Origin of the sequence: Roseobacter fucihabitans (genome assembly GCF_014337925.2) — a bacterium.
GTDB lineage: Bacteria > Pseudomonadota > Alphaproteobacteria > Rhodobacterales > Rhodobacteraceae > Roseobacter > Roseobacter fucihabitans.
This window is the reverse complement of record NZ_CP143423.1, coordinates 3,387,342-3,408,377: the sequence shown is the minus strand read 5'-3', so window position 1 is coordinate 3,408,377 and position 21,036 is coordinate 3,387,342. Positions and strand designations below refer to the sequence as shown.

The 21,036-nt window shown below is 54.5% G+C and carries 29 protein-coding genes and 1 pseudogene; 18 read left to right on the top strand and 12 right to left on the bottom strand.

Going from position 1 to position 21,036, the window contains the following annotated elements; genetic code table 11:
* Positions 1 to 92 precede the first annotated feature (92 nt).
* Entirely contained in the window at positions 93 to 887 is a 795-nt protein-coding gene (radC, locus tag ROLI_RS16780; protein ID WP_187431019.1) for a DNA repair protein RadC, read from the bottom strand.
* A gap of 198 nt (positions 888 to 1,085) precedes the next feature.
* On the opposite strand from radC, the gene ROLI_RS16775 reads away from it, so the two are divergent.
* Entirely contained in the window at positions 1,086 to 1,397 is a 312-nt protein-coding gene (locus ROLI_RS16775; protein WP_187431018.1) for an ETC complex I subunit, read from the top strand.
* 1,592 nt (positions 1,398 to 2,989) lie between these two features.
* On the opposite strand, the gene ROLI_RS16770 is transcribed toward ROLI_RS16775, so the two are convergent.
* From ROLI_RS16770 to ROLI_RS23985, 9 genes and pseudogenes are all read right to left on the bottom strand, one after another.
* A complete protein-coding gene (locus ROLI_RS16770) occupies positions 2,990 to 3,421 on the bottom strand; it encodes a hypothetical protein (protein WP_187432306.1) in 432 nt (143 codons plus the stop codon).
* The gene (flhB, locus tag ROLI_RS16765) at positions 3,418 to 4,506 is read right to left on the bottom strand and encodes a flagellar type III secretion system protein FlhB (protein WP_187432305.1); all 1,089 of its coding nucleotides are present in this window, start codon (positions 4,504 to 4,506) and stop codon (positions 3,418 to 3,420) included. The genes ROLI_RS16770 and flhB overlap by 4 nt, the downstream gene beginning before the upstream one ends.
* Positions 4,503 to 5,246 carry a flagellar biosynthetic protein FliR gene (locus tag ROLI_RS16760; RefSeq protein ID WP_187432307.1) on the bottom strand — a complete coding sequence of 248 codons (744 nt, stop codon included), beginning with the start codon at positions 5,244 to 5,246 and terminating at the stop codon, positions 4,503 to 4,505. Before ROLI_RS16760 ends, flhB begins: the two co-directional genes overlap by 4 nt.
* Before the next feature lie 23 nt (positions 5,247 to 5,269).
* Positions 5,270 to 7,354 carry a flagellar biosynthesis protein FlhA gene (gene flhA / locus ROLI_RS16755; RefSeq protein WP_187432304.1) on the bottom strand — a complete coding sequence of 695 codons (2,085 nt, stop codon included), beginning with the start codon at positions 7,352 to 7,354 and terminating at the stop codon, positions 5,270 to 5,272.
* 2 nt (positions 7,355 to 7,356) lie between these two features.
* A complete protein-coding gene (locus tag ROLI_RS16750) occupies positions 7,357 to 7,812 on the bottom strand; it encodes a transglycosylase SLT domain-containing protein (protein ID WP_187432303.1) in 456 nt (151 codons plus the stop codon).
* A gap of 157 nt (positions 7,813 to 7,969) precedes the next feature.
* The gene (locus ROLI_RS16745) at positions 7,970 to 8,494 is read right to left on the bottom strand and encodes a hypothetical protein (protein ID WP_187432302.1); all 525 of its coding nucleotides are present in this window, start codon (positions 8,492 to 8,494) and stop codon (positions 7,970 to 7,972) included.
* 51 nt (positions 8,495 to 8,545) lie between these two features.
* Complete coding sequence (locus ROLI_RS16740; protein ID WP_187432301.1) at positions 8,546 to 9,166, bottom strand: TIGR02466 family protein; 621 nt, start codon at positions 9,164 to 9,166, stop codon at positions 8,546 to 8,548.
* A gap of 164 nt (positions 9,167 to 9,330) precedes the next feature.
* Positions 9,331 to 10,256 (bottom strand): annotated as a pseudogene (locus ROLI_RS16735) (IS3 family transposase); the annotation flags it as partial.
* 170 nt (positions 10,257 to 10,426) lie between these two features.
* The gene (locus tag ROLI_RS23985; protein WP_187431548.1) at positions 10,427 to 10,639 is read right to left on the bottom strand and encodes a transposase; all 213 of its coding nucleotides are present in this window, start codon (positions 10,637 to 10,639) and stop codon (positions 10,427 to 10,429) included.
* 81 nt (positions 10,640 to 10,720) lie between these two features.
* Here ROLI_RS23985 and ROLI_RS16730 point away from each other — a divergent pair, with 81 nt between their 5' ends.
* Positions 10,721 to 10,936 carry a DUF6552 family protein gene (locus tag ROLI_RS16730; protein WP_187431587.1) on the top strand — a complete coding sequence of 72 codons (216 nt, stop codon included), beginning with the start codon at positions 10,721 to 10,723 and terminating at the stop codon, positions 10,934 to 10,936.
* A 41-nt stretch (positions 10,937 to 10,977) separates the two neighbouring features.
* On the opposite strand, the gene ROLI_RS16725 is transcribed toward ROLI_RS16730, so the two are convergent.
* Complete coding sequence (locus ROLI_RS16725) at positions 10,978 to 11,154, bottom strand: hypothetical protein (protein ID WP_187431549.1); 177 nt, start codon at positions 11,152 to 11,154, stop codon at positions 10,978 to 10,980.
* Positions 11,155 to 11,492: 338 nt separating this feature from the next.
* Between ROLI_RS16725 and ROLI_RS16720 the strand changes: the two genes are divergently transcribed.
* The 13 genes from ROLI_RS16720 (at position 11,493) to rpmD (ending at position 17,328) form a co-directional block, all read left to right on the top strand.
* Positions 11,493 to 11,861 (top strand): hypothetical protein, encoded by a 369-nt coding sequence (locus tag ROLI_RS16720; protein ID WP_262386637.1) that lies wholly within the window; start codon positions 11,493 to 11,495, stop codon positions 11,859 to 11,861.
* A 520-nt stretch (positions 11,862 to 12,381) separates the two neighbouring features.
* Positions 12,382 to 12,825, top strand: a complete 444-nt coding sequence (locus ROLI_RS16715) for a hypothetical protein (protein WP_187431550.1) — start codon at positions 12,382 to 12,384, stop codon at positions 12,823 to 12,825.
* A gap of 145 nt (positions 12,826 to 12,970) precedes the next feature.
* The gene (gene rpmC, locus ROLI_RS16710; RefSeq protein WP_187431551.1) at positions 12,971 to 13,177 is read left to right on the top strand and encodes a 50S ribosomal protein L29; all 207 of its coding nucleotides are present in this window, start codon (positions 12,971 to 12,973) and stop codon (positions 13,175 to 13,177) included.
* A gap of 11 nt (positions 13,178 to 13,188) precedes the next feature.
* The gene (gene rpsQ, locus ROLI_RS16705; protein WP_187431552.1) at positions 13,189 to 13,428 is read left to right on the top strand and encodes a 30S ribosomal protein S17; all 240 of its coding nucleotides are present in this window, start codon (positions 13,189 to 13,191) and stop codon (positions 13,426 to 13,428) included.
* Between the two features lie 72 nt (positions 13,429 to 13,500).
* On the top strand, positions 13,501 to 13,869 hold the full coding sequence (gene rplN, locus ROLI_RS16700) for a 50S ribosomal protein L14 (RefSeq protein WP_025045929.1): 369 nt from the start codon (positions 13,501 to 13,503) through the stop codon (positions 13,867 to 13,869).
* Entirely contained in the window at positions 13,869 to 14,180 is a 312-nt protein-coding gene (rplX, locus tag ROLI_RS16695; protein ID WP_187431553.1) for a 50S ribosomal protein L24, read from the top strand. Before rplN ends, rplX begins: the two co-directional genes overlap by 1 nt.
* A complete protein-coding gene (gene rplE, locus ROLI_RS16690; protein WP_187431554.1) occupies positions 14,173 to 14,736 on the top strand; it encodes a 50S ribosomal protein L5 in 564 nt (187 codons plus the stop codon). The genes rplX and rplE overlap by 8 nt, the downstream gene beginning before the upstream one ends.
* Before the next feature lie 19 nt (positions 14,737 to 14,755).
* On the top strand, positions 14,756 to 15,061 hold the full coding sequence (gene rpsN / locus ROLI_RS16685; protein ID WP_187431555.1) for a 30S ribosomal protein S14: 306 nt from the start codon (positions 14,756 to 14,758) through the stop codon (positions 15,059 to 15,061).
* Positions 15,062 to 15,073: 12 nt separating this feature from the next.
* The gene (gene rpsH / locus ROLI_RS16680; protein ID WP_187431556.1) at positions 15,074 to 15,466 is read left to right on the top strand and encodes a 30S ribosomal protein S8; all 393 of its coding nucleotides are present in this window, start codon (positions 15,074 to 15,076) and stop codon (positions 15,464 to 15,466) included.
* Positions 15,467 to 15,476: 10 nt separating this feature from the next.
* A complete protein-coding gene (gene rplF, locus ROLI_RS16675; protein ID WP_187431557.1) occupies positions 15,477 to 16,010 on the top strand; it encodes a 50S ribosomal protein L6 in 534 nt (177 codons plus the stop codon).
* Between the two features lie 11 nt (positions 16,011 to 16,021).
* Positions 16,022 to 16,381 carry a 50S ribosomal protein L18 gene (rplR, locus tag ROLI_RS16670; RefSeq protein WP_187431558.1) on the top strand — a complete coding sequence of 120 codons (360 nt, stop codon included), beginning with the start codon at positions 16,022 to 16,024 and terminating at the stop codon, positions 16,379 to 16,381.
* A gap of 177 nt (positions 16,382 to 16,558) precedes the next feature.
* A complete protein-coding gene (gene rpsE, locus ROLI_RS16665) occupies positions 16,559 to 17,137 on the top strand; it encodes a 30S ribosomal protein S5 (protein ID WP_187431559.1) in 579 nt (192 codons plus the stop codon).
* 2 nt (positions 17,138 to 17,139) lie between these two features.
* Entirely contained in the window at positions 17,140 to 17,328 is a 189-nt protein-coding gene (gene rpmD, locus ROLI_RS16660) for a 50S ribosomal protein L30 (RefSeq protein ID WP_045997893.1), read from the top strand.
* A 367-nt stretch (positions 17,329 to 17,695) separates the two neighbouring features.
* Here the strand turns inward: rpmD and ROLI_RS16655 are convergent, their stop codons facing one another.
* Positions 17,696 to 18,031, bottom strand: a complete 336-nt coding sequence (locus ROLI_RS16655) for a hypothetical protein (protein ID WP_187431560.1) — start codon at positions 18,029 to 18,031, stop codon at positions 17,696 to 17,698.
* Between the two features lie 379 nt (positions 18,032 to 18,410).
* Here ROLI_RS16655 and rplO point away from each other — a divergent pair, with 379 nt between their 5' ends.
* From rplO to ROLI_RS16640, 3 genes are all read left to right on the top strand, one after another.
* Complete coding sequence (gene rplO / locus ROLI_RS16650; RefSeq protein WP_187431561.1) at positions 18,411 to 18,893, top strand: 50S ribosomal protein L15; 483 nt, start codon at positions 18,411 to 18,413, stop codon at positions 18,891 to 18,893.
* Positions 18,894 to 19,014: 121 nt separating this feature from the next.
* Entirely contained in the window at positions 19,015 to 20,382 is a 1,368-nt protein-coding gene (gene secY, locus ROLI_RS16645; protein WP_187431562.1) for a preprotein translocase subunit SecY, read from the top strand.
* Positions 20,379 to 21,026, top strand: a complete 648-nt coding sequence (locus ROLI_RS16640; RefSeq protein ID WP_187431563.1) for an adenylate kinase — start codon at positions 20,379 to 20,381, stop codon at positions 21,024 to 21,026. Before secY ends, ROLI_RS16640 begins: the two co-directional genes overlap by 4 nt.
* Positions 21,027 to 21,036: the final 10 nt, after the last annotated feature.

The window sequence follows — 21,036 nt, the reverse complement described above, 5'->3', positions numbered from 1 at the left end:
GAGGTTACCCCCAAAGTGTCATGATTCCAGCCAGGTTCAAGGGGCGACAAGGGCCTCTTGCCAAAAACTGTCAGGAAAGACGGAGCTTCCCGTTACAGCAATCCAAGGCTGCGGAAGGAGCTTTCAGAGGTTTTCCCGATGATCACATGATCATGCACACGCACGTCGATGGCTTGGCTGGCCAATACGATACTGTCGGTCATTGTGATGTCCGCCTGACTTGGAGAGGGGTCACCGGAGGGGTGGTTATGCACCAGAATGAGCGCCGAGGCGTTAAGTTCCAGCGCACGTTTTACGACTTCGCGCGGGTAGACGGGTACGTGGTTGACCGTGCCGCGCGCCTGTTCTTCATCAGCGATGACGACGTTCTTATTGTCCAGAAACAGGATGCGAAACTGTTCGGTATCACGGTACGCCATGGCCGTGCGGCAATAATCGATCAAATCGTCCCAACACGATAACGCGCAATGCTCCAACACTTTTGCCTGCGCCATGCGATGCGCAAATGCCTCGATCAGTTTCAGTTGGATGTAGACCTTTTTGGTTGTGCCCCGTACCTGCAATAGCCGGTGTTCAGAAGCGGCAATGACCCCGTTCAAATCCCCGAAAGTGGACAGGAGCCGCTTGGCCAGTGGCTTGACGTCTATGCGTTCTATCGCATTGAACAGGAGTAATTCGAGAAGTTCGTATTCAGGCATGGCCCCATGGCCGCCAGTCAAGAACCGGGTCCGAAGCCGTTCGCGATGCCCGACGTAATGCGGTGATGGTCCGCCTCCGTGCCCTGAATATTCGTTCCTGTCCAAAGGTTTTGTATCAACCCCACTGGGGATACGACGGTCAAGTTCTTCGAGCCCGCGCAGGGCTGCTTCGGAAAATCCATGTGTCATGATAAAGCGAATCTATCTCGTTGGGTCGGTGCGAGTCGGATTTTGCTGAATTACAGTTAGCGAAGTCTTAACCGCCCTCAATTTATGACTGATTTTTGGCGAATGCGAAGAGATTACCGGAGTGGGGCGTAAAAGGTGACTTGCTCCACGCAACCAAATCCTCGATAATTGATAGTATTGTAATTCAGGAGCAGCTTCATGCGTGCACGCATCTATCAGCCCACCAAGACGGCCATGCAGTCGGGCACCGCAAAGACGCATTCCTGGGTGCTTGAGTTTGCGCCGGCTTCCGCGCGCGAAGTTGATCCGTTGATGGGATGGACCTCTTCCTCGGATATGCAAAGTCAGGTGCGCTTGCGGTTTGAAACGAAAGAAGCGGCGATCGAATACGCCAGAGAAAATAACATCACCGCCGATGTTCAGGAGCCCAAGAAACGTCGTGCTAACATTCGTCCCGGCGGGTACGGCGAGAATTTTGCAACAGGGCGTCGTGGCGCTTGGACGCATTAAAAAACTGTAAATCGGGGTAAAGTTGTCTCGAAATCGGGACAAAGATTCCGCGAATTTCGTTTTGAATCCATATGTAGCGGCCATTCGGATTTTAAGGCATTTTGCATTTAATCTGAGGCGTATCCGGCAGCTTTGAGGAGGTTTCAGCATTCGTTTGGATCAAACAGATCACAAATGTCGCCGAGGGCCTGGAAGTTTGTATCAAACGTTTTTGGCCCGATCCGTCTCAGATGGGCTTTGAGCTTTGAGAAAGCCATCTCGATCATTGGCCTTCAGGGTATTGTGCAGCAATGTCCCGAGAGGTGGGGTTGAGGTCGCGGGAGTAGGGCGGCAAGAACAGGAACCAGCATTCTTAACGCCTGCGCTGCGCGGGGGCTTTTGTGGGTGGAAAGATTGTCCCTTGCCCGGCAGTTGATTGCAGAGCAATCAAGGAGAGGAGAGAATGACCACCGTTCCGGGTTCCAACGCAGGTGTCGAAGGCGCGCCCGTCCAGTGCACCCGTGATCACCCACGGCGCGATCAGCGCAGCCCGGCAATGAAAGTCTGCGTACCCCGTTTTCCAAAGGCCGCGGTGCCAAGGAGGCGCTCGCCTATAGGTGCCCGTCCGCACAGCCGCGTGACATTGGTTTTTACGGCTGTCTCATCCGCTGGCTGGCAGGGTATTGCGCAGCAATGTCCCCAGAAGCAATAAAGACCAGTCTGTGTGGCTCCTGGCGCATGCGCGGCTGGCGGTGGTTGATTCACCCCCGCCTTGCCCTGCGCAGCGCAGGCCGATTACGTTCCCGTGCGATAAGTCCTTTTTCCATATGAGAACCCGGCGCGTACCAAGCCTTCCTTAAGCATCCGGTTTCGGGAGATCAAAGCCCAAGGTTTTGCCGTCAGATCGAATTTTGGAATGGGCAGTTTGCAGCACCCCGAACGTTCAAGAAAGATATAAATGGTTAGGAGCGTCCGACACTCATACGCAACCGAGGTTCAAAGGTTTCTCCGTCGTCCCACGGCGCTGTTGAAAGGGAAACTTGACGCGCGATCGCCCTCTGAGCCGAGCACTCCGCATATTAGGCGTGGATCCTTGGCTGCAAAACCACGCCCGAAGCGACGGCTCTCTCTCGAAATACTGGTTTTTGAAAATCAGGATGAAGTTATCTCGGAAGAACTCTATTAGACAAGTAAGAACAACAACTTATTTTTGGCGACTTTAGAATGGTGGTTAAGAACCCGCGAAAACGGCGGTGCGTTATGCTGCGGACAAACGAGAGCGGCGCGACGTCACGCCCAGACCACAGGGCGGGCCGGTGGGCCGGATTTGGCCAGCTGGCACCGTATAAGGATTTCTTAATCGGGATTATCCGTGCCGAACCAGACATAACATTGCATGCACTATCGGGCGCGCTGGAAGACGCATACGGCGTATCCGTTCACCTCTCATCAATTCACCGCGCCTTGCGGGAAATTGATCGCTCAGCCATGGAGCGCCGCCCCTCTATTTCCTCTCAATCGGTCTGTCGAATTTAACCGCAATCATAAGGGCAAAGATTGCAGGCAGATCGACCGGTCAAAGGCTATGATCGAGCCTCTCGGAGGAGTGAACCTCAATCGGAAGAGGTTTGACTGGAAGAAGATCCAAAAATTGCTGCAATCATGGCATCATCCAGTGATTTCTTTTCCACGCGTTTAATTTGTTCACGTGACAGGTCGCCGATCAGCTTTTCAGCGGCGATGACTTTGCCATACGCCTGTTTGACTTGTCGGATATGTTGTTCTTTTTCGGCTAAAATCAAAGCCAGTTTGATATTGAGAGAAGTTTTTGCCTTCCCGACCCATGCTTTCCAGATGACGTCGGCACCGATGGTCTGCATGTCTGTATCACCCTGGAGGTTCGCGGACCGCGCCTGATCATCAAGGCGGCGAAGTTCCTGACGCAAGTCGTTTTCTTTTTTCACAAGACGCTGGAACGCCTGGCGTCTGGTTTCGTACCTAGCCTCGACCAACGCATGGATTTCTTTCAAGTTATCAAGGTTCACTGAAATTTGCGCCTCGCCTTTTGGCGCATTGCTTCAGCAAAACGAATAGCCGCCGCTACAGCGCGATAATGATCTGGCGAAATCTCATCGCCGATTTGCGTTGTCGCATGCAGAGCGCGTGCCGTGGGGGGGTCACTATGGATCGGAATATTGTTTTCTGCAGCGATTTCCCGGATACGCAGGGCAATTTCATCGACCCCTTTGGCGACACACACGGGCGCCTGGCCAGGTTTGCGCTCCCATTTCAAAGCGACGGCATAATGGGTTGGGTTAACCACAATAACGTCCGCTCCGGGCACATCTGCCATCATCTGCGAACTTGCAATTGCATGTGCCCGCTGGCGGCGCTCCTGCTTCATATGGGGATCACCTTCGTTGTTTTTACTCTCATCCATGATCTCCTTGCGCGACATCATGTTTTTTCTAAGGTGTTCAAAATGCTGCCAAATGGCATCAATTGCACCAATCGCTCCAGAAACGATCACAACGACCAGCAGAAATTTCAAACAGATTTCGGCAAGGAGGGATACCACAATACGAGGGTTCGTTTGCAGAACGGCCACCATCTCCTCCAACCGCCAGTCAATGAAGAGCGCAAGACAGGCGGAATAGATCAGGAGCTTGGAAAAGCTGACCGCGAATTGGAATAGACCTGTACGTCCAAACTTGTTCTTGGCGTTCGCGATTATGGATATTTTTGAGATCTTCGGTGCCACTTTCGTCGGGGCGAAAACAATCCCACGGACCGCAAAAAGGCAAAGTAAAACGGCAAGCGCCGGTACTAGGAAAAAGGGCGAAACGGCCCAAGCAACGGCGCGCATGATCCCCTGCGTCGGTGCTCCGGACGCGCCTCCAAAAAACAATGGTGCCAACTGCGCCGGTTGGTCAATCATCACCATCATCGTTGTTCCCAGATGGGTCAAACTGCTGCCGCCCACGGCGACGAAAGCAAGTAACAACCCCGCATAAGCACAGGCCGTCAGCAGTTCGGTCGATCGGGCAATCTCCCCTTTCTTGCGCGCCTCTAAGAGTTTTTGCGGCGTCGCGTCATAGGTCTTGTCGCTTTGATCATCTCCCTGGCTCATGGGATCGATCCAAAGGGATTGATCAAAAATCCATCCATGGCTTCGACCCAGACCGACAAGATCAATGGCGCAGACATGAGTAGCAAAAATAGACCGCCGGCGGTTATGACGGGTGCGCCGACGAAAGCGACCATGAGTTGCGGCATGGCTTTATTGATCGCCCCAAGCGCAACATTATAGAGCACAGACAAAATGATGAACGGTGCGGCTAGGGTGAAAGCGAGCGTAAAGGCGCGCGCGACCTGCGACACCCCCCAGTCTGAAATGATGGACGCTTCGGTAAACCGCCCCATGGGCAGGAAATCATAAGATAGGATCACCAGCTGCGCCGCTTTTATATGCAGCCCTGTCATGACCGCCAAAGCCAGGCCGCCAACAATCAGGATATACCCCATAGCGGGCATTGGATCGACGCCGGACCCGCCAAAAACCTGTGATAATGAGGTGGAATGAGCCGCAATTGTGCCGGCTGTCTGGAGCGCCAGAACAAAGAGCCTTATGCCAATCCCCAGCACCAAACCGGAAAGCGTTTCCGTTAGGATCAAAATGAGCAAGTCTCCTGTGCCCTGCGGGATCGCGATACTGGTAACCGCAGGGCTGACAATGATCGTGAAGGCAAAGGCGATGACCAGCTTGATGCGGGCAGGTACGGATTCCTCTCCGAAGGCGGGTAACATGGCGGCCATCGCGGCAACCCGTAAAAACACCATGAAACCATGCCACAGGGCGCTGTTCATCATGGGTGCGAGATCCGCCAAAGCTGTCACGCAGCAACGACCCCTACAAGTGAAGGACGTGCATCAAGCCCGATCTCCTCAAAAGAGAGAACCGGATTTGACATACCCTTTGCACGCATGACGGTGCGCAGAAAGCGACGGCGACGGGTGTTCGTCACGATGGCAGCATTGATCCCGTTCTGGCTGGCCGATTGCAGTTTTTCCGACATGTTTTCGGCCAGCATATTGAAGAGATCGGGGGGCAATGCGATATCCAACCCTCGGTCTGCTTCAACCTGGTAGGTGTTGAATGTATCCTCCCATTCCGGTGCCAGTTGGATGAGCGGCAATGTACCGTCGTCTCGTTTCATTTCGGCGATCAACTGGAACCCAAGGCGCTGTCTCACGTGTTCGCATATTGCTTCTGGTTGTGTGTTGTGGGTGCGTGCTTCGGCCGTAGCCTCCAAAATCAGAGGCAGATTTCTGATCGAAACCTGTTCGTCCAAAAGCAGGCGCAACACTGCATGCAAAACATCAATCGGGACCTTATCGGGGATCATTTCATCAAGCAATTTGCGGTTCGCTTCAGCGCGCGTGGGCTCGGAAACATTGACCATTTCTGCCAGCAGGCGCCGGAGCGACTTGAGAGACAGCAAGCGGCTGAAGTTCCGCTTGACCGTTTCAAGAAGATGTGTGGCCAGAACCTCGGCGGGGGTGACTAGGGTCAGCCCGTCCAAGGCAGCCTGTTCCTGGTGGCGATGGTTGATCCACCTCGCTGGGGCCCCGTAAACCGGTTCGGTTGTGTCCGTACCGCTTGGGAGCGAGGACGCTTCTTCGGGCACGAGAGCCAGGATTTGATCGGGATTGAGCTTGGCGCGTGCCTGCTCAACCCCCTGAATACGCAACACATATGTTCCGACGGGCAGGATCGCATTGTCGGTCAATCTGATTTCAGGAAGGATAAGCCCGAATACCGAAGCGACATGTGTGCGCATGTTGGAAATGCGTGCATCAAGGCCGGTTCCAGGGTCCAGAACCATATTCACGAGGTCGGGCGCGAACTCGACGTGAATGTCATCCAACTCCAGGATGTCGCCAAGTGATTTTTCTTTTGGTAAAATCGCAACCGCTTCTTCCTGATCTGTTTTGTCACCGGCCGTTTTCGCCTTGCGATACATCACGTACGCGACGAAACCGAGGACTGCTCCGCCAAAAATGAAAGGGCCAAAGGGAAGCCCTGGAAACAGCGCAAACAGCACCATGAGTCCTGCGACTGTTGCAAGCGCAGAGGGGTGTTTTCCTAACTGACTGAAAACCGCCAGATCGGTTGCACCCTGTGCACCGCCCCGCGCCAGAAGCAACGCGGATGCTATGGAAATCACGACGGCAGGGATTTGTGAAACCAAACCATCGCCGACCGTCAGCATTGCATAGGTTTCAAAAGCTTGCCCGAGGGGCATGTCATGAACCACGATACCCATGATGAGGCCCGCGACCAAATTCAGCAGGGTGATTAACAATCCAGCAACCGCGTCGCCTTTTACGAATTTGGAGGCACCGTCAAGCGAGCCGAAGAATGTGGTTTCCTGTTGCTCTCTTTCGCGACGTTCCTTGGCCTCCGCATGCGTGATGGCACCCGCAGACATATCGCTGTCAATCGCAAGTTGCTTGCCGGGCATGCCATCCAGGGCAAATCGCGCCCCGACTTCGGCCATACGCGTCGCACCCTTGGTAATGACCATGAAATTCACGATCAACAGGACACAGAATACAACCAGACCCAGGAAAACGCTGCCCCCCATGACGAATTGCGCAAAGCCTTCGATGACGCCGCCTGCGGCGTCCGTACCGGTGTGCCCCTCGCCAATGATGAGCTTCGTCGAAGAAACGTTAAGAGACAGCCTCAACATCAGGGATGCCAGCAAGATGGTGGGAAACGCCGAAAAATCCAGAGGGCGTTCGATAAACAAAGTGATCGTGAAGATCAGGATAGCCAAGGCGAATGATGCGGCCAATCCGATGTCCAGCACCCAGGACGGCATGGGCAGAATCATCATCACGATCACCGCCATCAAGGCGACAGCGAGCATGATCGTCGGGTTGAACAAAGCCTTTATGCTCAGGTTTTGCATGACTATATCTCCCCTCCGTGAAAAACCAGGCTTCGTCTATTTCCGCTATTTCCAAGCGGCACCAGTGATCCGCGCAGCGGCCGTACGGTGGAGGGTTTCAAGAGAGGAAATTGATTCTGTTCGGATGAAACCGGTGGCGTGTGGCGCAGGCCAGAGCCTTGGGTTTTGAGATCGGCATAGATTGCCTTATATTTCTTCTTATATCGTTCGGAAAACTCATGCGTCCTTGAATGAAACGCACCCACAGCATTGGTCCAATCGCCCTTTTCGGCGAAAAGGCGGGATAAGAATTCTGCCGCGTATCTGGCATTGGAAACCGGATCGAACATTTCCGAAACCGAAGAAAAAGCATGCCCATGCCACCGATAGTTCAACTGGAAACAACCGATATCAATGTTTCGTTTTCCAGTGCCGATGATCTGATTTGCAAGGTCTTCGGCGTCAGAGCGGTTTGGCAACCACGACCCCTCTCCGGCAACATTGACGGCCCAAGGCCATGGTTCCAAAGTGCCGGCGCTTGTTCGTCCGGTTTCGGTCCGCGTCACGGCAAGCAGTACAGAGATTGGTACGCTTGTTTCATTGGACGCTAAGATCGCGGCCCGATCGCAAACGTTCCTAGTCAGCGCACTGGTTGTGGAACCGCAAACGGCAAAAGCACAAATTAAGAACGCCCAGGAAACGGATGATCTTCGGCTCAAATTTACATTCATTGGCATTCTGCACCTTGGTGAGCACTGTTTTCAACAGTAGGATCACACTAGGAAGCCAAGGTTTATTTTGAGTAACTATTTGTATTAAAAATTTCTTTTTAACGTGCATATCTGCGGGCTGATATTCAATCCTTCGCTCAGGGTCGTTCGTTCTGAAAACTGAGCGACTATGCTGGCGATACCCATTGGGTGGCCGTTTGTTGTTAGTCCAGAGCCATTCGGGTTTCTGCTCCTGTGCCTGGCGGATGGTTTCAAAGGGCGTGTGCCCCATCCGTTCGCCGTGAGCCAGACGGTTGCCGCCCTCGATATAGACGTTCTGCCGCGCTTCGCCGGGTTGTTTGTGTGCGAGGGGTACATTGTGCTTTTCAGCCCGCACCCTCGGTTTTCTGCTGACTTGGCCAAGTCGAGCGATCAGCTGCGCGCGGGTCAATGAACTAGGCGTATAAAAGTCTTTGATTTAAAATCAATGAACTGAGACCCTTCAGCCCCAGTTGTAATTAAATGAAACGGATATTCTTTCCGCTTCCGCCATGTTCAGCGGAACCTCATGACGCAGCCAGCTTTCCCAGAGCAAAACCTCGCCGGGTTCGGGCGTGACATAGTGGAAGGTGCGCATTTCTGCGCGCGCGTCCTTGGTGCGCGCGGGGGCGGCCATCATCATCGCCAAGCGTGGATCTTCGAATTTGATCGCGCTGGCACCTTTGGGCACGGCCAGATAGGTGGTGCCGCTGATCACGGAATGGGGGTGGATGTGGCCGGTATGGATGCCACCGGGGGGGAGGATGTTGATCCAGATGTCCTCAAGCTTCAGCTTGCGCCCATCAAGATTGAAGTTGAGGTCCTGGGCGAAGGCTTTGACGTGCTTGTTCAACACCTTGACCAGATCTTTGAAGATCGGAAAGCGATAAGGCAAGTCGGTCAAAGAGGCGTAACTGGTATAGCCCGGAAAGCCGTTTTCGTCACACCACTCTTGTCCGGCTTCATCGTCCTGGGCGATGGACCAGCAGGAGGCCTCCAACTCGGCGGCATCAATGGGTTTGCCGTGCTCAGAGAGGGCGGCTTGATAAAGGCGGGTCACGAAGAGGGATGATATTTGGCTCATGCGCGTCCAATATCGCAGAATGCAGGATTGAAACAGGGCGCTACAGCGGGTTTTTAAAGAAACCTGCGCGCTACCAGCGAGCGCTGTTCCAAGTGGCATCGTTAAGAGTTGGTCTTACTTTTCCGACCAGTTTGCAGCCTTGTTAAGATGGATCAGGGTTTCATTTAGGCTGCCAATCTCATTGGTTCTGTTTTGCTGACATAGGCCTCATTGGGGGTCAATATGCCGCGGGTCGAATGTGGGCGCTCAGAGTTGTAATAGGTCAGCCATTTGCTGATCCCCGCCCGCATTTCTGAACCCGCCTCAAAGGCGTTCAGGTAGACGCATTCGTATTTCAGTGATCGCCAAAGCCTTTCAATCATGCGATTGTCCCGCCAGGCAGCTTTGCCATCTATTACCGTCAGTGCATTGCGTAGCAATGTCACGAGAGGCATGCTGATCTTGATCTTTGCATCCGTGAGCACGTCGATCCAAGCACCACTGGTAAATTGGCTGCCTTGGTCCGTATTAAATATCTCTGGCCTGCCGTGCTTTGCCAGTGCCTCTTTCAAGGCTTCAACGCAGAAGTCCGCGTCCATGCTGTTGGACAACCGCCAAGCAAGGGCTTTGCGACTGTACCAATCCATGATTGCCACCAGATACAGAAAGCCACGCCGCATCGGGATGTAGGTAATGTCAGCACACCATACCTGGTTCGGGCGGTCGATCACGGCTTTCCTAAGCAAATACGGCCAGATCTTATGCTGGGGATGTTTCTTGCTCGTGTTGGGTTCCTGATAGATCGGGACCAAACGCATGAGCCGCATGAGAGGGCGCACGCAATGGCGACCGCATTTGTGGTTGTTGCGTTGCATGCACCGCGCCATTTGACGTGACCCCTACCATGGCGTTTCGAGGAATTGCTTATCCCCTCTCGGGATCATGCTTCGCATAACCCTGCCGGGCAGTGAATGATTTCCATGAACCGTAGGTTCTCAGCGCTCTCCCCCTTCGGTTCATAGTACAAGTGGGATCGGGTCAGCGTCAGCAGCTTGCATTGACGGCGTACACTCAGCTTGTGCTCCTTACTCACCATTTTTGCCTCGCGTCCCGAGCAACTGATGCGAGGCATCCACTGCCCGACAGGCGCATGCGCAGCATGCTGCCGGGAGGGGGCCAAAAAATCCCGCTCCACCACCAGCTGGCCGATCTTCCCCTCTCAGTGATTGCAGGCAATCACCTGCCGGTTGACAGAATGCAACTTGTCGACGTCCGCAATGCTCACCTGTTCTGGGGCTGCACCTGCTCAGCGACGGACCCTCGGCGCGTAAAGGCCGTCGCCAGGTTCTCTATCGCCGCGCATTTCCATGTCCCAATCTGCGTCGGGTGAATGCCATATTTCTTGGACAGCTCCGCCAACGTCATCTCCTCGCGAATTGCTTCAAGCGCAACCTTAGCTTTGAAATCGGGCGAATAATTCTTTCGTTTCGTCATTTGGGATCACTTCTTTCACAAATTAATCCACCTTAACGACTGGTCCGAAATCTTGCGACAACCTCTGTGGGAGTTCGGATGATGAAACGGGTCGATATTATCAAATGGGTTGCGACGGTTGTTCAGCTGGTGGGCTATGCGCTTACCGGGCTCAACATCGTGCCGTGGAACGTCCTGGCCTTTGTTATCGGGATCATTCTGTGGTTTCTGGTCGGGGTGTTGTGGAAAGATCGCGCGATCATGGTGGTGCATGTCGGCGCGTTGATCGCAATTCTGGGTGGTTACCTGAATTCATAGCGCGTGTTTCGCTCAGAAATGCCTCGTGACCCTTTGGGCGGTCACTTTTTATCGCGCGCGGCTTTCTCTTCGCGGGTCAGCTTCTGGTTCCAGGTGTTTTTACTCAGACCCAGATCAGCGGGAAGAGGTTTGGTTTTACCAACGCTGACCTTGCCGCCCTTATTGAGGTATTCCTGAATAAGGGCATCATCGGTGGTTTCTTTGGGGACTATTTTCATACTGACCTTGATACCTTCAGCCCGCGCCTTAGGCAATGACCGCCATGCGGATTCCATAAATCTGCGGGGCGATTGTTCCTCCCAAGCCAAACAATAATGGAAGTGAGATGTCACGGCGCAACCAAAAATTGCTTTAGGGCTTCGGACTTCCGCTTAAGGTGAAAATATACCGCAAAAAGTGCATTCTGATAATAATTTAACCGATTTTAGAATTTATTATTGCCGTTAACTCTTTCTTAATGCACGTCTCTCGCGATCAGAATTTACTGTATTTCTGGCGAGATTATGAGGCGCGGTTTTTGAATGCGTAACGTGTCGCTGGAGCGCGGAAGATTCGATTGAAAGAGCTTCTAAGAAAAAAATTTAGTGAGACTTACATGATGAAAGTGATTTTGCATTTTGGACTGGCCGTTTTGGTCGCTGGATGTGCACAGCAGCCTGAACGTATTGCCGCAATCGATGTGGCTGGCATGCCCTATCGGGGCTTTTCGTGCAAACAGCTGGATGCCGAGCATTTGAAAGTAACGCAGGACCTTGCGGCAACTTCTGCGGCTCAAAAAAGAGCGGCAAACGGTGATGCCTGGGGCGTGTTTCTGCTCGGGTTGCCGTTATCGAGCATGTCGGGCAACGATAAAGAAGCCGTAGTCGCTGTTGCCAAGGGACGGATCAATGAACTTGATCGGATGCTGCTGGACGGCAACTGCTGAGGTTTTTGATCCGAAGGTGGCCCGACCCTGGTCGGGCCACAGCGGGCGCTTGCAGGAAGGCGAATGCCTGTTTTCTTGACCAGGGTGGCGCCAATAAGTGCCCAGAACCCGATTGCGCGGCTAGACGTATGATCCTGGTTCTTTATGGCCAATCTGTGCCGTGAAGAGCAGATCCAGCCATTGCCTTCCACCGGCCAGCAGTTTTGCGGCCTTGGCCTGTGGCCGAGCTTGGCAATGCCGCCGCATGCGGAGGCTATCAGAGCCATTGCCTCACAGGCTTTCAACCTAAAAGCGAAAACAGATCGCGCGAGGTGGATTGCGGAAAGGTGCCGTTGCGTCATCCGCAGGAAGCGACTGTTCCAGGCAATGAAGTGCCGCAAATGGGCCATCTATTCTGCGCTGGAGGCGTAGGTGGGGGCTACAAACTCTGTGCCTTATGGTACATAGTTCGCCTAATGTTAATCAACTTTCAAACGCTGCCCGCTGCCAGGGCTTGCTTCGCAGAACGCGGGAGTGACGTGTGACAATAGTGACTATCGAGTCCTTTTTTACTGCGATGGCGCAGTGTTTTCAGGATGGGGATCACAGATCCGTAGCGCGCACGCGCGTTTATCCCGGTGCTATTTACCTTGAAGATGAGGTGATCGTCCTGGAGAGTGCGGCGGCTTTTGTGGCCTTCATGGAGAACCATTGCGCCAGAAATTACCAGATGGGCGTGCGCAGGGTGCAGAACCGCGTGGTGGCCCAGAGCCTGTCGCGCACCAATAACTATTCGGTCTGGGTGGTGTGGCAGCATTTCGATGCGGGCGGAGAGTTATTGAGCGCAACCAACGCCCGCTATATTTGCCGTGATAGCATCATGGGGGTGCCGGAAGTACAGCTGGTCGAATACATCGACATGCCCGCCTGTTATAAGGAAGCGGATTTGGACGTGATGGGCGCGCCGCGCCGCCAGTCTTCCTGAGCTATTGCCGCCTTTGGAGTCCAGCGTCGAAAGGGGTTGCGATGCGCGCGACATAGGCCTATACGGCCCCTTCATCAGGGACTCCACGGGAATCAGGGTGACGCATTTGATGCGGCCTGCGCGTGATGTTGAAAGGAATAGGGCGATGGACGCCAAGGAATTGCACGACAAAACGCCAGACCAGCTGCGTGAAGAGCTGGCCAATCTGAAAAAAGCCTCCTTCAACCTGCGCTTCCAGCAAGCGACAGGCCAGTTGGAGAACGCCGCACAAATCCGCAAGGCCCGCCGGGATGCGGCGCGTGTAAAGACTGTGCTGAACCAAAAAGCGGCGTCTGCCGCAGCGTCTGAATAAGGAGAGCCCCCATGCCAAAGCGTATTCTGTCCGGCGTCGTGACCTCCGACGCGAACGAGCAAACAGTCACCGTATCCGTGGAACGTCGTTTCACGCATCCGGTTCTGAAGAAAACAATCCGTAAGTCCAAAAAATATCGGGCGCACGATGAAAAGAACACATTCAAGGTCGGCGATTCAGTCCGCATTGTCGAATGTGCACCACGATCCAAAACCAAACGTTGGGAAGTGCTTGAAGCCGCTGAGGCCTGAAGCACTCCTGCTTAATCGAAACCCTGGGGGAGAAGGCCACGCGTCGGCCCCCCAAAGGTCGGGAGAAACCAAATGATCCAGATGCAGACCAACCTGGATGTTGCTGACAATAGCGGCGCGCGCCGTGTACAGTGCATCAAGGTCCTGGGTGGTTCCAAGCGTAAATACGCATCCGTCGGCGACATCATTGTCGTGTCGGTCAAGGAAGCCATCCCCCGCGGTCGTGTGAAAAAAGGCGACGTCCGCAAGGCCGTCGTTGTTCGCACCGCCAAGGAAGTCCGCCGCGACGATGGCACGGCGATCCGTTTTGATCGCAATGCTGCTGTTATCCTCAACAACAACAATGAGCCCGTAGGTACACGTATCTTTGGCCCGGTTGTGCGTGAGCTGCGTGGCAAGAACTTCATGAAAATCATCTCGCTTGCGCCGGAGGTGCTGTAATGGCTGCTAAACTTCGCAAGGGTGACAAGGTCATCGTGTTGACCGGCAAGGATAAGGGCAAGACGGGGTCGATTACCTCTGTTGATCCGAAATCCGGCAAGGCGATTGTGGATGGGATCAACATTTCGATCCGCGCCACACGCCAGTCCCAGGAAAGCCAAGGGGGCCGCATCCCCAAGGCGATGCCGATTGATTTGTCCAATCTGGCCATTGTGGATGCCAAGGGCAAAGCCACACGCGTCGGGTTCAAGATGGACGGCGACAAGAAAGTGCGTTTCGCCAAGACAACAGGGGATGTGATCGATGCTTGATACTGCAACATATACACCCCGCCTGGAAGCGCTGTATCACAGCACGATCCGTGCTGCGATGAAGGAAGAGTTCGGTTACAAAAACGACATGCAGATCCCGCGTCTGGACAAGATTGTCCTGAACATCGGATGTGGTGCCGCCGCCGTACGCGACAGCAAGAAAGCCAAATCTGCGCAAGCTGATCTGACGTTGATAGCGGGCCAGAAGGCTTTGACCACAACGGCCAAGAAATCCATCGCGGGTTTCCGGGTGCGTGAAGATATGCCGATGGGTGCGAAAGTGACCCTGCGCGGGGATCGAATGTATGAATTCCTCGACCGTTTGACCACGATTGCAATGCCTCGTATCCGCGATTTCCGCGGCGTATCGGGCAAGTCTTTTGATGGGCGTGGCAACTATGCCATGGGCCTCAAAGAGCATCTGGTTTTCCCCGAGATCAATTTCGACACAATTGATGAAAACTGGGGAATGGACATCGTGATCGCCACAACGGCGCATACCGACGCAGAAGCGAAAAGCCTGTTGAAAGCGTTCAACATGCCTTTCAATTCATAAGCGCGGGAGGGATTTAGATATGGCTAAAAAAGCAATGATCGAGCGCGAGAAGAAGCGCGAACGTCTGGTCGCAAAATATGCTGCCAAACGTGCGGAACTGAAAGCAATCGTGAATGATGAAAGCAAGCCGATGGAAGAGCGTTTTCGCGCTTCACTGAAGCTGGCGAAACTGCCCCGCAACTCTTCGGCCGTGCGTTTGCACAACCGTTGCCAGCTGACGGGCCGTCCTCACGCTTACTATCGAAAACTGAAAATTTCGCGGATCGCGTTGCGGGATCTTGGCTCAGCAGGCCAAATCCCCGGCATGGTCAAGTCGAGCTGGTAAGGAGCGCATCACATGAACGATCCTATCGCAGATATGCTGACACGCATCCGTAACTCGCAATTGCGCGGCAAATCCACCGTCATGACGCCCGGCTCCAAGCTGCGCGCCTGGGTGTTGGATGTGCTGGCGGATGAGGGTTACATCCGGGGCTATGAAAAAATGACCGGCGAAGACGGTCACCCGGCCATCGAGATCAGCCTGAAGTATTATGAGGGCGAACCTGTCATTCGCGAGTTGAAGCGGGTCTCCAAGCCCGGTCGTCGCGTTTACATGGGCGTCAATGACATCCCCGTTGTCCGTCAGGGCCTGGGCGTGTCGATTGTCTCCACCCCCAAGGGTGTGATGTCGGATCAAGCAGCACGCAGCGCCAACGTCGGCGGCGAAGTGCTCTGCACCGTCTTCTAAGGAGAGCAAGATGTCTCGTATTGGTAAAAAGCCGGTCGATCTGCCTGTCGGTGTCAGCGCATCAGTCAGCGGTCAGACCATCGAAGTCAAAGGCCCCAAGGGCACACGGACGTTCAATGCAACGGATGATGTGACCCTAACGGTCGAGGACAATGTTGTGACCATCACGCCACGCGGCAAATCCAAGCGCGCGCGTCAACAGTGGGGCATGTCCCGCACGATGGTCGAAAACCTTGTCACTGGCGTCACTGATGGGTTCAAGAAAGAGCTTGAAATCCAGGGTGTTGGGTACCGTGCAACGATGAACGGCAACACGCTGCGCTTGAACCTGGGCCTGTCCCACGATGTGGATTACGTGCCGCCTGCTGGCGTCACCGTAACCGCACCCAAGCAAACCGAAGTGATTGTGGAAGGCATTGACGAACAGCTTGTTGGTCAGGTCGCCGCGAACATCCGCCAGTGGCGTAAACCCGAGCCCTATAAGGGCAAGGGCATCCGTTACAAGGGCGAGTTCGTCTTCCGCAAAGAAGGCAAGAAGAAGTAAGGAACACACAGATGGCAAACAGCAAAAGACAACTGTTCCTGAAACGCCGCCTGCGCGTTCGGAACAAACTCCGCAAGGTCAACGCAGGGCGCGTGCGCCTGTCGGTTCACCGCTCCAACAAGAATATCTCGGTTCAATTGATCGACGATGTGGCTGGCACAACGATCGCCTCCGCTTCGACGCTCGAAAAAGATCTGGGTGTTGTGGGCAAGAACAACGTCGATGCGGCAACCAAAGTGGGTGCGGCAATTGCCGAGCGCGCGAAGAAAGCCGGCGTATCGGAGGCGTATTTTGATCGCGGTGGTTTCCTATTTCACGGCAAGGTCAAGGCAGTTGCCGATGCCGCCCGTGAAGGTGGTTTGAAGATCTAAAAGGAAGGTGGCCTGAAAGCCCACCTTACGACGTGCACCGTAAGGTGGGCTTTCAGGCCACCTTCGTTGGATAGAACGCGCAGGCGGCTAGGGTTGGCCGCCTCGATGATCCGGGGGCTTTTGTACCACTGGGATTGAATTAAACGGGCGCTTGCCCAGAAATAAGGGATGTTCTCAATGGCAGAACGTGAAAACCGTCGCGGCCCCCGCCGTGACCGTGACGAAACACCGGAATTCGCCGACCGTCTGGTCGCGATAAACCGCGTGTCCAAAACCGTAAAAGGTGGTAAGCGCTTTGGTTTTGCAGCCCTCGTGGTTGTGGGCGATCAAAAAGGCCGCGTCGGTTTTGGTAAAGGTAAGGCGAAAGAGGTCCCCGAGGCCATTCGCAAAGCTACTGAGCAGGCCAAGCGCCAAATGATTCGCGTACAATTGCGCGAAGGTCGTACGCTACACCATGACATGCACGGCCGCCACGGTGCCGGTAAGGTCGTGATGCGCACCGCCCCTGAGGGGACCGGGATCATCGCTGGTGGTCCAATGCGTGCCGTTTTTGAGATGCTGGGTGTGAAAGACGTTGTGTCTAAATCCATCGGGTCGCAAAACCCTTACAACATGATCCGCGCCACCATGGACGGATTGCGCAAAGAGTCGAGCCCGCGGTCTGTTGCGCAGCGTCGTGGCAAGAAAGTGGCTGATATTCTGCCCAAGCGCGAAGATTCTGTGGATTCTTCCGCACAAGTGGCTGAGGAGGCATAAACATGGCCAAGACTATCGTTGTAAAACAGGTCGGTTCCCCGATCCGCCGCCCCGCCAAACAGCGTGCGACGCTGATCGGCCTGGGCCTGAACAAAATGAATCGCACCCGCGAGTTGGAAGACACACCTTCCGTGCGTGGTATGGTGAACTCGATCTCTCACATGGTTGAGATCATCGAAGAAAAGGGGTGAATTCCGGTCCGGCGCCTTGGGGCTGGCAAAGGCTCCGGTGGAGCCTTTGAGGAATTCACGGGCGGAGCCCCGGGTTTTGCCTTTAAGTGATGAAAACGCCTCGCAGGAAACTGCGAGGCGTTTTTTGTGTGGATGAATGTCGGTTGCGAGACCAGACCTACTGACGTTGCTTGATCAAAAGAGAGCGGCTGCCCCGATCGACGCAGAAACCTTCAAAATCTTCTATGGTACTGAATGGGGTATGTGGTGGTCGAAAGCTGGGGATTTGCTGAAAGTCCAAAAACGAGGGTTTCACAACTTCCGCTGAGATAGGCAATGCCAGCAAAGTCGACTGAAATTTGACACCAGCTATGTTGCCAGTCCTGCGTTATGGAGCGATTGGTGTAGCAGCCATGACTGTCCAGTTTCTGGCGTGACCAACAACCTCAGCACCTTCATTGATCCGATCATTTATCGCGCCTCGTTCGTGCTTTGGGCATGCAATAAGAAATGTACCATCAGTCACTGGTTCACGAATTGCCTCGTTTTCTCGGATCACTTGGCAAACGTCATCAGGATTTGGATAGGGTCGCACCGCAGACAACCCCGAAGCACTCGCCTCTGTGTAGTCAAAAGTCGTCGGATTAGCGCCAAAGTCCATATTCGGCGCACATCCGGCTATGGCCAGCATAGAAGTAACCAAAATCATTTTAGAAAACGGCATGCGTATTACTCCAGATCAAAAAATCCCTACAAGTTCATAGCCAACACACCAAATTGTTATGGTCAATACGTTCGCAAGCCAGTCGCTCGCCGTGTTCGGTCAAGTTTGCCAAAATAGCCATTTGTTGAACCAATTCAACCAAGCCGATCTTGATACGATTTCAGTGAAAGCTTATGGTGTCCGCATTGAAGATCATTTTTAGCCATTGGTTCGGTGACAATGACCTTTGCCACTCCGCTGGATTTAAACTGGCTCTTGATCCACCCTGCAACCCCGTCTATACGCCCAAGATCACCCCTAAACGTGATCATAGAATCGAAACGCCGCGTTTGCCCGCTCCCGTCGCTGGGGGGTACATCCGGCAAAAGGAGAAGCGACAATGAAATTAAACGAACTTTCCGACAATCCAGGTGCCACCAAGAAACGCAAGCGCGTTGGTCGTGGTCCCGGTTCCGGCACCGGTAAGATGGGTGGCCGTGGTATCAAGGGTCAAAAATCCCGCTCGGGTGTGTCGATCAACGGGTATGAAGGCGGGCAGATGCCGCTCTACCAACGCCTGCCAAAGCGTGGCTTCACCAAGCCAAACCGCAAATCATACGCAGTTGTGAACCTCGGTCTGATCCAGAAATTCATTGACGCCAAAAAGATCGACGCCTCCGCAACGATCACCGAGGATGTATTGATCGAATCCGGCCTTATCCGCCGCAAACTCGATGGAATCCGCGTGTTGGCGAAGGGCGATGTGACCGGCAAATTGACGATCGAAGTCACGGGTGCCTCCAAATCCGCCATCGACGCAGTGGCCAAAGCAGGCGGGTCGCTGACCACAACGGCCCCCGTCGCGGAGAAGGCGGACGCTTAAGCACGAGGATTAGGCTTGTGGGCGGCGTCCGTGCCGCTTACATATACATTCTAGTTTTCCTTTACGCCGCCCCGCCGGAAAACGGCCCGGGCGGCGTATCCGTATCGAAAGAGAGCCCTAAATGGTATCTGCCGTTGAAAGCATGGCTGCAAACACCAGCTGGTCGAGCTTGGGTAAAGCAACCGACCTTCGCAACCGTATCCTATTCACGCTTGGTCTGCTGATCGTTTACCGCCTGGGGACGTTCATCCCCGTGCCGGGTATCGATGGTGTCGCGTTACGCGAATTTATGGAGCAGGCGGGGCAGGGCATCGGCGGCATGGTGTCCATGTTCACCGGTGGTGCGCTGGGGCGGATGGGCATTTTTGCCCTTGGGATCATGCCCTATATTTCGGCCTCGATCATTGTGCAGCTTTTGACCTCGATGGTGCCCAAGCTGGAACAGTTGAAGAAAGAGGGCGAGCAGGGCCGCAAGAAAATCAACCAATATACGCGATTTGGTACGGTATTTTTGGCCACGCTCCAGGCATACGGCCTCGCGGTCAGCCTGGAAGCCGGCGATATCGTTACCGATCCGGGCATGTTCTTCCGCGCTTCTTGCGTGATTACGCTGGTCGGGGGCACGATGTTCCTGATGTGGCTGGGGGAGCAGATCACCGCACGCGGCATCGGTAATGGTATTTCGCTGATCATTTTCGTCGGCATCATCGCCGAGGTTCCCGCCGCCATGGCGCAGTTCTTTGCTTCTGGCCGCTCCGGCGCAATTAGCCCGGCAGTGATCGTCGGCGTGCTCGTCATGGTGGTCGCCACGATCATGTTCGTGGTGTTCATGGAGAGGGCGCTGCGCAAGATCCACATACAATATCCGCGCCGTCAGGTGGGCATGAAGGTGTATGACGGGGGCTCCAGCCACCTTCCGGTCAAGGTCAACCCAGCGGGCGTCATCCCGGCGATCTTTGCCTCCTCGCTGTTGTTGCTGCCCGTCACGATCAGCACTTTTTCGGGAAATTCCACCAATCCGGTGATGTCCTGGCTCTTGGCGAATTTCGGACCTGGTCAGCCGCTTTATTTGACGTTCTTTGTCGTGATGATCGTGTTCTTTGCCTATTTCTATACGTTCAACGTAAGCTTCAAACCGGATGACGTCGCCGACAACTTGAAAAACCAGAACGGCTTTGTGCCGGGCATCCGTCCGGGCAAGAAAACCTCCGAATACCTGGAATATGTGGTCAACCGCGTGTTGGTCTTGGGCTCTGGATATCTTGCGGCCGTGTGCCTTCTGCCTGAAATCCTGCGCGGACAGTTTGCGATCCCCTTCTACTTTGGTGGTACTTCCGTTCTGATCGTCGTGTCGGTTACGATGGACACGATCCAACAGGTACAAAGCCACCTTCTGGCCCATCAATATGAAGGCTTGCTTGAAAAGTCGCAGCTGCGCGGCAAGACGGGCGGTAAACCACGTAAGAAACGGAGCCCAGTTCGGCGATGAATATAATACTGCTGGGGCCTCCCGGGGCCGGTAAGGGGACGCAAGCGCGTCACCTTGTTGAGACACGCGGCATGGTGCAATTGAGCACGGGTGATATGCTGCGCGAGGCCAAGGACTCCGGTACGGAGATGGGCAAGATCGTGGCTGATGTGATGGCGCGCGGTGCCCTTGTCACCGACGAGATCGTCATCGGGCTGATCCGCGAAAAGCTTGAAACGGTTAAGGCGAATGGGTTCATTTTCGATGGCTTCCCGCGCACCTTGGCGCAGGCGGATGCTTTGGGCGAGCTGCTGGCCGCAGAAAACGAGACGCTGGATGCGGTGATCGAAATGCGTGTGGATGATGCCGCCCTTGTGGCGCGGATCACGGCGCGTTCGACCTGTGCAGGCTGTGGTGAGGTCTATAACGACGCCTCCAAACCGATCCCGGCGGATGGCGTTTGCACAAATTGCGGGCAGGCCAAGGAATTCAAGCGCCGCGCGGATGACAATGAGGAGAGCCTCAAGACGCGCCTGATGGAATATTACAAACAGACCTCGCCGCTGATCGGGTATTATTACGCCAAGGGCATGCTGTCGCGCGTGGATGGTTTGGGCGCGATTGACGCGGTGCAGGGTGAGATCAAGGCGGCGCTTGACGCCTGAGCCTGTCCGC

Excerpts from the sequence above, each read along its gene's own strand:
- rpsE (WP_187431559.1), top strand. The coding sequence starts at position 16,559 with ATGGCAGAACGTGAAAACCGTCGCGGCCCCCGCCGTGACCGTGACGAA.
- rpmC (WP_187431551.1), top strand. The coding sequence starts at position 12,971 with ATGGACGCCAAGGAATTGCACGACAAAACGCCAGACCAGCTGCGTGAA.
- rpsH (WP_187431556.1), top strand. The coding sequence starts at position 15,074 with ATGAACGATCCTATCGCAGATATGCTGACACGCATCCGTAACTCGCAA.
- rplF (WP_187431557.1), top strand. The coding sequence starts at position 15,477 with ATGTCTCGTATTGGTAAAAAGCCGGTCGATCTGCCTGTCGGTGTCAGC.
- rplO (WP_187431561.1), top strand. The coding sequence starts at position 18,411 with ATGAAATTAAACGAACTTTCCGACAATCCAGGTGCCACCAAGAAACGC.
- rplN (WP_025045929.1), top strand. The coding sequence starts at position 13,501 with ATGATCCAGATGCAGACCAACCTGGATGTTGCTGACAATAGCGGCGCG.
- flhA (WP_187432304.1), bottom strand. The coding sequence starts at position 7,354 with ATGCAAAACCTGAGCATAAAGGCTTTGTTCAACCCGACGATCATGCTC.
- ROLI_RS16725 (WP_187431549.1), bottom strand. The coding sequence starts at position 11,154 with ATGAAAATAGTCCCCAAAGAAACCACCGATGATGCCCTTATTCAGGAA.
- ROLI_RS16775 (WP_187431018.1), top strand. The coding sequence starts at position 1,086 with ATGCGTGCACGCATCTATCAGCCCACCAAGACGGCCATGCAGTCGGGC.
- rpmD (WP_045997893.1), top strand. The coding sequence starts at position 17,140 with ATGGCCAAGACTATCGTTGTAAAACAGGTCGGTTCCCCGATCCGCCGC.
- ROLI_RS16640 (WP_187431563.1), top strand. The coding sequence starts at position 20,379 with ATGAATATAATACTGCTGGGGCCTCCCGGGGCCGGTAAGGGGACGCAA.
- radC (WP_187431019.1), bottom strand. The coding sequence starts at position 887 with ATGACACATGGATTTTCCGAAGCAGCCCTGCGCGGGCTCGAAGAACTT.
- ROLI_RS23985 (WP_187431548.1), bottom strand. The coding sequence starts at position 10,639 with ATGACGAAACGAAAGAATTATTCGCCCGATTTCAAAGCTAAGGTTGCG.
- secY (WP_187431562.1), top strand. The coding sequence starts at position 19,015 with ATGGTATCTGCCGTTGAAAGCATGGCTGCAAACACCAGCTGGTCGAGC.
- rplR (WP_187431558.1), top strand. The coding sequence starts at position 16,022 with ATGGCAAACAGCAAAAGACAACTGTTCCTGAAACGCCGCCTGCGCGTT.
- flhB (WP_187432305.1), bottom strand. The coding sequence starts at position 4,506 with ATGAGCCAGGGAGATGATCAAAGCGACAAGACCTATGACGCGACGCCG.
- ROLI_RS16655 (WP_187431560.1), bottom strand. The coding sequence starts at position 18,031 with ATGCCGTTTTCTAAAATGATTTTGGTTACTTCTATGCTGGCCATAGCC.
- rplX (WP_187431553.1), top strand. The coding sequence starts at position 13,869 with ATGGCTGCTAAACTTCGCAAGGGTGACAAGGTCATCGTGTTGACCGGC.
- ROLI_RS16730 (WP_187431587.1), top strand. The coding sequence starts at position 10,721 with ATGAAACGGGTCGATATTATCAAATGGGTTGCGACGGTTGTTCAGCTG.
- ROLI_RS16740 (WP_187432301.1), bottom strand. The coding sequence starts at position 9,166 with ATGAGCCAAATATCATCCCTCTTCGTGACCCGCCTTTATCAAGCCGCC.
- rpsQ (WP_187431552.1), top strand. The coding sequence starts at position 13,189 with ATGCCAAAGCGTATTCTGTCCGGCGTCGTGACCTCCGACGCGAACGAG.
- rplE (WP_187431554.1), top strand. The coding sequence starts at position 14,173 with ATGCTTGATACTGCAACATATACACCCCGCCTGGAAGCGCTGTATCAC.
- ROLI_RS16760 (WP_187432307.1), bottom strand. The coding sequence starts at position 5,246 with ATGATGAACAGCGCCCTGTGGCATGGTTTCATGGTGTTTTTACGGGTT.
- rpsN (WP_187431555.1), top strand. The coding sequence starts at position 14,756 with ATGGCTAAAAAAGCAATGATCGAGCGCGAGAAGAAGCGCGAACGTCTG.